We start from the raw sequence: 6,000 nt of genomic DNA, 5'->3' as shown, positions 1-6,000 counted from the left end.
TCTGCAATACAATGGCCCGCAACATGGCGGGGTCCGGCCTCGCCCAACGCTCATCAAAAAAACGGGGATGCACCCATGACTGAACGTGAATCGATGGAATACGACGTCGTCGTCGTCGGAGGCGGGCCGGCCGGGCTTTCGGCAGCCATCCGCCTGAAGCAATTGGCGGCCGAGCGCGGCCAGGACGTCAGCGTCTGCGTACTGGAAAAGGCGGCCGAGATCGGCGCCCACATCCTTTCGGGCGCCGTGATGGATCCCCAGGCGCTGAGCGAACTCATCCCCGACTGGAAGGAACGCGGCGCCCCGCTGGACGTGGCGGTCTCCGACGACCGGTTCCTGTTCCTGACCGAATCGGGCGCGCGCTCCACCCCGGCCTGGCTGCTGCCGGACTGTTTCAAGAACCACGGCAACTACATCGTGCGCCTGGGACACGTCACCCGCTGGATGGGCGAGCAGGCCGAGGCCCTGGGCGTGGACGTGTTCCCCGGCTTCGCCGCCGCGCAGATCCTCTATACCGAATCCGGCGCCGTGCGCGGCGTGCTCACCGGCGACATGGGCGTGGCGCGCGACGGCAGCCACACCGACGCCTACCAGCCCGGCATGGAACTGCTGGCGCGCTACACGATCTTCGCCGAAGGTTCTCGCGGCCACCTGGGCCGCCAGCTGATCGAGAAATACCGCCTGGACGCCGGCCGCGATCCGCAGAGCTATGCCATCGGCATCAAGGAACTCTGGGAAGTCGATCCTTCGCAATCCCGGCCCGGCACGGTCATGCACACGGCCGGCTGGCCGCTGGATTCCGATACCTATGGTGGCTCCTTCCTCTATCACCTGAACGACAACCTGGTGGCCGTCGGCCTGGTCGTGGGGCTGGACTATGCCAACCCGTGGCTCTCTCCCTTCGAGGAATTCCAGCGCTACAAGACCCACCCGACGATCCGCACCATCTTCGACGGCGGCAAGCGCATCGCCTATGGCGCGCGGTCCCTGACGGCGGGCGGGCTGCTGTCGCTGCCCAAGCTCTGCTTCCCCGGCGGTGTGCTGGTCGGCTGCGAGGCCGGAATGCTGAATGCCTCCCGCATCAAGGGCAGCCATTCCGCCATCAAGTCCGGCGCCCTGGCCGCCGAAGCCACCTTCGAGGCCCTGGGCGCAGGCCGCAGTCAGGATGAACTGACCGCCTACCCGGCGGCGTTCGAACGCTCCTGGCTGCACACGGAACTGAATAAATCGCGCAATTTCAAACAATGGTTCAAAAAGGGCCGCACGGTGGGCACCCTGATGACCGGCATCGAGCAATGGCTGCTCAAGGGCAAGATGCCCTGGACCCTTCATCGCGCCAAGCCCGACCATGCCTGTCTGCAACCCGCGGCCGAATGTGCGCGGATCGACTACCCGAAACCCGACGGCAAGCTGACCTTCGATCGCCTCAGTTCGGTGTTCATCTCCAACACCAACCACGACGAGAACGAGCCCGTCCACCTGACCCTCAAGGACGAGTCTGTCCCGGTCACCGTCAACCTGGCAAAATTCGGCGGTCCCGAAGCACGCTTCTGTCCTGCCGGCGTCTATGAATTCGTCAAGACCGATACCGGCGAGGATCGCCTGCAGATCAATGCCCAGAACTGCGTCCATTGCAAGACCTGCGACATCAAGGATCCGACGCAGAACATCGTCTGGGTGACGCCTCAGGGCGGCGAAGGACCGGTCTACAACGGGATGTGACCCGACGCGCCTGGATGCCTGTGAACAGAGGCCCAGGCCTCAGTGCGCCAGGGCGTCCAGCCAGTCCGTCAGGACTGAGCCGGCGCAGCGAGCCAGGTCCGGACCATATCGGACCGCATCCCGCCGGATCGCATCCAGGGACACGCCCCGGGCCGACAACTCATGCGCATGCCCGATCAGCCAGCGCTCGATCTGCGCATGGTCGGCTTCCAGATGGAATTGCAGGCCCAGGATCCGTGGACCAAAGGAAAACGCCTGGTTGGGGAACCCGGGAGTTTCCGCCAGCCGCGACGCCCCATCGGGGATGGCGAACTGGTCGCCATGCCAATGCAGCACCGGCACCCCCGCCACGGTGCGCAGCGCCGAGGCCTCTCCCTGGCGAGTCAGGCGCAACGGCGCATAGCCGATTTCCACCCGGCCCGTCGCGGACACCTCAGCGCCCAGCGCCCGGGCCATCAGCTGGGCGCCGAGGCAAATCCCCAAGGTGGGCTTGTCCTGCCCGAGCCGCGCCGCGATGGCCTGCTGCTCGTCCGACAGAAACGGATAGCGGTCGGTTTCATAGACCCCGATCGGCCCGCCGAGGATCACCACCAGATCCGCAGCCAGCAGGCTGCCGGCGTGCAACCGGTCCACGCCTGCCTCGACATACTGGAGGTCATACCCGCGCTGCGTCAGCAAAGGCGCCAGGATCCCCAGATCCTCATAGGCGACATGCCGGACGACAAGAACAACGGGTTTTTTCATCACAACTCAGGGGCCCCGAGGGTGGGTGGCAGGTCAGTGCCACCCGCCCTCGGAGAACATCCCGTCACTGCACCTGGGACAACTGGTCCAGAATGCCGGGGTTTTCCAGCGTGGACACATCCTGAGTGATGGGCTCGCCCTTGGCGACCACGCGCAGCAGACGGCGCATGATCTTGCCCGAACGCGTCTTGGGCAGGTTTTCGCCAAAGCGGATCTCGCGCGGCTTGGCAATGGGGCCGATTTCCTTGGCCACCCAGTCGCGCAGCTGCTTGGCCACGGCGGCGGCCTGATCCCCCTCGGGCAGCGGCCCGTTGAGCACCACGAAGGCCACGACCGCCTCGCCGGTCGTATCGTCCGGACGGCCGACCACGGCAGCCTCGGCCACCATCTCATGCGCCACCAGCGCCGATTCGACTTCCATCGTGCCCAGCCGGTGCCCGGAGACGTTCAGCACGTCATCGATACGGCCCATGATCCAGAAGTAGCCGTCCTTGTCGCGTTGCGCCCCATCGCCCGCCAGGTAGTAGCCCTTGAGCTCCTCGGGGAAATAGGTCTTCTTGAAGCGATCCGGATCGCCCCAGATCGTGCGGATCATCGAAGGCCATGGACGACGGACCACCAGGAAGCCGCCCTTGCCACGCTCGACCTCTTCACCGGTCTCGTCAACGATGGCGGCATCGATGCCTGGCAGCGGCAGCGTGCAGGAACCGGGTTTGAGCGGCGTGGCGCCCGGCAGCGGCGTGATCATGTGCGCGCCGGTTTCAGTCTGCCACCAGGTATCGATCACCGGGCAGCGCTGGCCGCCCACATTGTTGTAGTACCAGACCCAGGCCTCGGGATTGATGGGCTCGCCCACTGAGCCGATGATGCGCAACGTGCTGAGGTCGAACGAATTCGGATGGACCTTGGGGTCGGCCTCGGAAGCCTTGGTCAGCGAACGGATGGCCGTCGGCGCGGTATAGAAGACCGTGACCTTGTGTTCCTGGATCATCTTCCAGAACCGGCCGGCGTCCGGATAGGTCGGCACCCCCTCGAAGACGACCTGGGTCACGCCGGCGGCCAGCGGGCCATAGGTCACGTACGAGTGCCCCGTGACCCAGCCCACGTCGGCCGTGCACCAGAATACGTCGGTGGGTTTGGCATCGAACGTCCATTTCATCGTCATCAGCGACCACAGCAGGAAGCCGGCGCTGGAGTGCTGCACACCCTTGGGCTTGCCCGTGGAGCCGGACGTATACAGGATGAACAGCGGATGATCGGCATCGACCGGCACTGGCGGGCAGTCGGCGGACTGGCCCTGGGTGACGTCATGCCACCACAGGTCGCGGTCGGCGTTCCACTGCACCTTGGCATCCGCGCGCTTGTAGGTGATGACCTTGCGCACGGCCTCGCAACCTCCCATGGCGATGGCCTCGTCCACGGCGTCTTTCAGCGGAATGACCTTGCCACCACGGACCTGGGCGTCGGAGGTGATCATCAGCGTGGCGCCGACGTCCACGGTGCGCTCGTGAATGCTCTTGGACGAGAAACCGCCGAACACCACGGAATGGATGATGCCCAGGCGGGCGCAGGCCTGCATGGCGACCACCGCCTCGATGGACATGGGCAAATAGATGATGGCGCGCTCGCCAGCCTTGTAGCCCAACGATTTGAGCGCATTGGCGAATTGCGCGACCCGCGCGTGCAGTTCCTTGTAGGTGACCTTGGTCACCTTGCCGTCGTCGGCCTCGAAAATGATGGCGGTCCGGTTCTCTGCGGGCGTGCCCAGGTGCTTGTCCAGGCAGTTGGCCGACACATTCATCTGGCCATCGGGGTACCACTTGTAGAAGGGCGCCTCGGACTCGTCCAGCACCTGGGTGAAGGGTTTGGTCCAGACCAGATTCTCGTTGGCCAGGCGGGTCCAGAAGGCATCGGGATCGCGACGGGCCTCGTCGCACAGGGCCTGGTAGCCCTCCATCCCCGACACATTGGCCTGCTTGACAAGATCCTCCGGTGGCGGAAACACGCGGTTTTCAACCAAGATGGATTCAATTCCCGTAGTCATGGCTCGCTCCTGAGTTTAGTGATGCATCACTTTATGGTTTGAATGTCGCAATCTGCTTGGATGTTGCAACCCGTCTGAATGTTGCAACCGTACTGCACGATACTTACTCGATACTGACAATCACGGACCGCTTCTGGTTTCAGGCGGCACAGGCCCGATCCCGGCCAGAACCCCGGGACTCGTAGGCATCCCGGGCCATGATGCCGCGATCAAAATCCAGCCGCCGGAGCAACGCCAGCCCTGCCAGGAAGAACAGGCCCGTCGCCAGCAGCGCGGCGCGATGATTGCCTTCCGTTGCCCAGACTAGCACACCATAGGACAGCGGCCCCACAACGGCGGCCAGCTGCACGGCGAAGGTCCACAGCGCAAAGAATTCCGCGGGGCGGCTGGCGGGGGCCAGCACCCCCACCATGGCCCTGCACGCGCTCTGACTGGTCCCCATGCACAGCCCCGCCAGGGCGGCGGCCGACCAGAACACCGGCAGCGCACGGGCGGAGGCCGCCAGCAACACCATGACGATCCAGCCCAGCAAGGTCAGGGCCAGCGCTTTGCGGTGACCGATGCGGTCTTGCAGGTAGCCGAAGCTGAAGGCCCCGACAGCGGCACCGATATTCACCACGAACACGAGCAGCATGGTCTGCTGCATTCCGAACCCCATGACCTCGGTGGCATAAACGGCCGACAACGTGATCACCACCGCGACCCCCGCCTGATAGCAGGCGATGCACAGCAGCAGGCGGCGGAAGTCGGGAAAATCCCGCCGGGTCTCGCGCCATGCCAGCCGCAGCTGGACCAGCATCGCGCTCGGTGCCCGTCCGACATCCGTGCCGGGTTCGCGCAGCCACAGAAAGGCCGGCAGCGCCGCCGCCGCGAACAGCGCGGCCGTCAACCCCATGATCCAGGGCACATAGGCCTGGGCCGGCAATCCGTCGGACTCCGCCGAGGACGCCACCCACAGCGCCAGCCCCAGCGCCAGCATGCCGCCAAAATAGCCAAAACTCCAGCCCCAGCCCGACACCCGGCCCATGGCCTCGGGCCGGGCCAGCGCGGGCAGGAATGACGCGACCGCCGACTCGCCGATGCAATAGCAGAGGTTGGACAAGGCCAACCACAGCAGGCCCCAGACGATATCCCCCGGCCCCACACTGGCCAGCGCCGCCGTCGCCAGAACGCAGCCGGTGGTGCTGAGAAACAGCAGCCGGCGATGTCCGGCGCGGGCGTCCGCCCGGGCGCCCAGGCCGGGCATCCACAGCATCACGGCCAGATAGGACAGCGACAGGGCCGCCGTCAGCGCCAGCGTGCCCCAGCTTTTGCCGGCCGCCACCACGCCGACGAAATAGGCGTTGAACACCGTCGTCAGCACCACGGTGGTGTAGCCGGAATTGGCAAAGTCGTACATGGCCCAGGACCAGACCTCGCGCCGCCCCACGCCCGGCCTCAGGGGCGAGGCGACAGGCCGGTCACGGCGGGTCTGCGGGCCAGGCACGCCT

The 6,000-nt window shown here is 65.6% G+C and carries 4 protein-coding genes; 1 reads left to right on the top strand and 3 read right to left on the bottom strand.

Features of this window, described 5'->3' with window-relative positions:
- Positions 1-75: 75 nt before the first annotated feature.
- Positions 76-1,722 (top strand): electron transfer flavoprotein-ubiquinone oxidoreductase, encoded by a 1,647-nt coding sequence (locus tag ACK5JE_RS05325; RefSeq protein WP_416800652.1) that lies wholly within the window; start codon positions 76-78, stop codon positions 1,720-1,722.
- A gap of 39 nt (positions 1,723-1,761) precedes the next feature.
- Here ACK5JE_RS05325 and ACK5JE_RS05320 read toward each other — a convergent pair whose 3' ends face one another.
- The 3 genes from ACK5JE_RS05320 to ACK5JE_RS05310 form a co-directional block, all read right to left on the bottom strand.
- Positions 1,762-2,466: a glutamine amidotransferase gene (locus ACK5JE_RS05320; protein WP_416800651.1), complete on the bottom strand. Its 705-nt coding sequence runs from the start codon at positions 2,464-2,466 to the stop codon at positions 1,762-1,764.
- A gap of 64 nt (positions 2,467-2,530) precedes the next feature.
- Positions 2,531-4,510 (bottom strand): acetate--CoA ligase, encoded by a 1,980-nt coding sequence (gene acs / locus ACK5JE_RS05315; protein ID WP_416800650.1) that lies wholly within the window; start codon positions 4,508-4,510, stop codon positions 2,531-2,533.
- Between the two features lie 139 nt (positions 4,511-4,649).
- The gene (locus ACK5JE_RS05310) at positions 4,650-5,909 is read right to left on the bottom strand and encodes an MFS transporter (protein WP_416800665.1); all 1,260 of its coding nucleotides are present in this window, start codon (positions 5,907-5,909) and stop codon (positions 4,650-4,652) included.
- Between the last annotated feature and the right edge of the window lie 91 nt (positions 5,910-6,000).

It is taken from the genome of Castellaniella sp., assembly GCF_047971665.1.
GTDB lineage: Bacteria > Pseudomonadota > Gammaproteobacteria > Burkholderiales > Burkholderiaceae_B > Castellaniella.
Note: the sequence above shows the minus strand (reverse complement) of the source record. Positions and strands in the feature narration are given on the sequence as shown.

Excerpts from the sequence above, each read along its gene's own strand:
- ACK5JE_RS05320 (WP_416800651.1), bottom strand. The coding sequence starts at position 2,466 with ATGAAAAAACCCGTTGTTCTTGTCGTCCGGCATGTCGCCTATGAGGAT.
- ACK5JE_RS05310 (WP_416800665.1), bottom strand. The coding sequence starts at position 5,909 with ATGTACGACTTTGCCAATTCCGGCTACACCACCGTGGTGCTGACGACG.
- acs (WP_416800650.1), bottom strand. The coding sequence starts at position 4,510 with ATGACTACGGGAATTGAATCCATCTTGGTTGAAAACCGCGTGTTTCCG.
- ACK5JE_RS05325 (WP_416800652.1), top strand. The coding sequence starts at position 76 with ATGACTGAACGTGAATCGATGGAATACGACGTCGTCGTCGTCGGAGGC.